General features: G+C 44.8%; 2 protein-coding genes. Both read right to left on the reverse strand.

All coding sequences use genetic code 11. The features are described from left to right. Positions 1-54 precede the first annotated feature (54 nt). Entirely contained in the window at positions 55-948 is an 894-nt protein-coding gene (locus FFM51_RS08640; protein ID WP_035456720.1) for an IS3 family transposase, read from the reverse strand. Continuing rightward, entirely contained in the window at positions 945-1,619 is a 675-nt protein-coding gene (locus tag FFM51_RS08645; protein WP_137598218.1) for a helix-turn-helix domain-containing protein, read from the reverse strand. Before FFM51_RS08645 ends, FFM51_RS08640 begins: the two co-directional genes overlap by 4 nt. Positions 1,620-1,689: the final 70 nt, after the last annotated feature.

Here is a 1,689-nt window from a genome sequence, read left to right on the forward strand (position 1 = left end):
TGCACTAGGCCCTGTCAAGTTGACAGATGAAATAATAAAAAATTGAATCTGTTTCTAAGCGGCTTCATTCCAGTATTCATCTGGAGTGAGGCCGTTTCTTTGTGCTGAACGGTTGTGGTGATTAAAGTATTCAATACCTTCTTCAACCAGCTTCTCGAGTTCTTGAAGGGTCTTAGGCATCGGATGACGCTCCATCCAACGCAATTTAAACTCATTCCACCAACGTTCCATCGGCGCGTTATCGTATGGTGTGCCTGGACGAGACATACTGCGTATCACATCGTAACGGCCTAGAAAGTTGTTGAAGGCACCAGATGTATAAGCTGAGCCGCGATCCGTATGAATCAATGGATGAACGTCTCCAACACGATCAAATGCACGTTGGAACACTTCGATTTCCGCAGCTGAGGTTTCGGTAATGCTGAGGTTGTGTGCCAAGAGAAGGCGTCCATAGAGATCAAGAACGCCACTCAGTCGAATTTTGTATTCACCATTCGGGCCGAATCTCAATTCAGTCGAGTCGGACAACCAAACTTTGTTAGGCGCGTCTGTATCAAAATTTTGGTTTAAGACATTGTCTTGGACGTACTGCTCACTAGCTTTTTGACGACTGTGTTTCTTGACTCGAATCTGACACCTCAGTCCAAGCTCTCGCATCACACGCCGAACCATTTTATAGGTAACTTCAAACGTAATCGATTCATCATGCTGTAGATTCACTAAGAGATTCCCAGCACCGATGCTCTGATGATGGAAATCAAACCAGTATTGTATCCGTTCCTTGAGTTGACGATCACGAACTTCCCAAGCTGTTTCTTCACGCTTTAATCCTTTGTAGTAAGCCTGCCGGCTTACGCCGACAACAGCTAATAACTTGGTAAGCGCACCGCGCTTGCCTTGACTGACCTCTTTGATTGCGACGTAGGCCAGTTGATGCTGTTTATTCACCCCTTGCGCTGAAGTTCCAGCAATTTTTTTGCGAATTGTTCCACCAATTCTTTATCTTTAAGCTCAGCTTCCAGCTGGCGGATACGAAGATTTGCCTTATCGAGATCAGTCAATTCAGACTCGTCCCTGTGATGACCACGGTTATCGACGAGAGCTTCATAACCACCGTTCTTGGCCTTAAGCACCCAAGATCGTGCTTGCTGATAGGAGACTTGAAAGTGCTCTGCGGCCTCAGCGTATGAATGTTTATGTTTGACTACGTACTCAACGATTTCAATTCGTTCTTCGAAAGTTGTCTTCTTAGGCATAGTGGGGACCCGCTTTCTGGACGGCGATGCCGTCAAAGGTTTGTCCTCATTATACTTGGTAACCCAGTTTTGTGCTTGGGTAGCGTTACGCAGACCATATCTGTCCGCCAACTCACCAAATGTACCTTCTCCATTTAAGTACGCAAAGACAACTGTATGCTTCAACTCCTTACTATAGTGAATATTCTTCTTTGCTTCTTGCAGGCCTTCTAGACCATCTCTTTGATAACGTATCAACCAACTTCTAAGTGTATCTTTACCGATTCCATGCTGTCTTTCATAAGTAGCCCTAGGGAGCCCCGACTGCTGATAATCTTCAATTAAATTGAGCTTCTCGAGAACTGTGAACTTAGATCTGGACATACAAAAATCCCTCCATAATCATCAGATGAATTATTGCATTTCATCTGACAACCACAAAGGGATTATCGCA

Origin of the sequence: Paucilactobacillus kaifaensis (assembly GCF_005405145.1) — a bacterium.
Taxonomy (GTDB): domain Bacteria; phylum Bacillota; class Bacilli; order Lactobacillales; family Lactobacillaceae; genus Paucilactobacillus; species Paucilactobacillus kaifaensis.

Coding starts and splice junctions, on each gene's coding strand:
- FFM51_RS08645 (WP_137598218.1), bottom strand. CDS start 1,619: ATGTCCAGATCTAAGTTCACAGTTCTCGAGAAGCTCAATTTAATTGAA.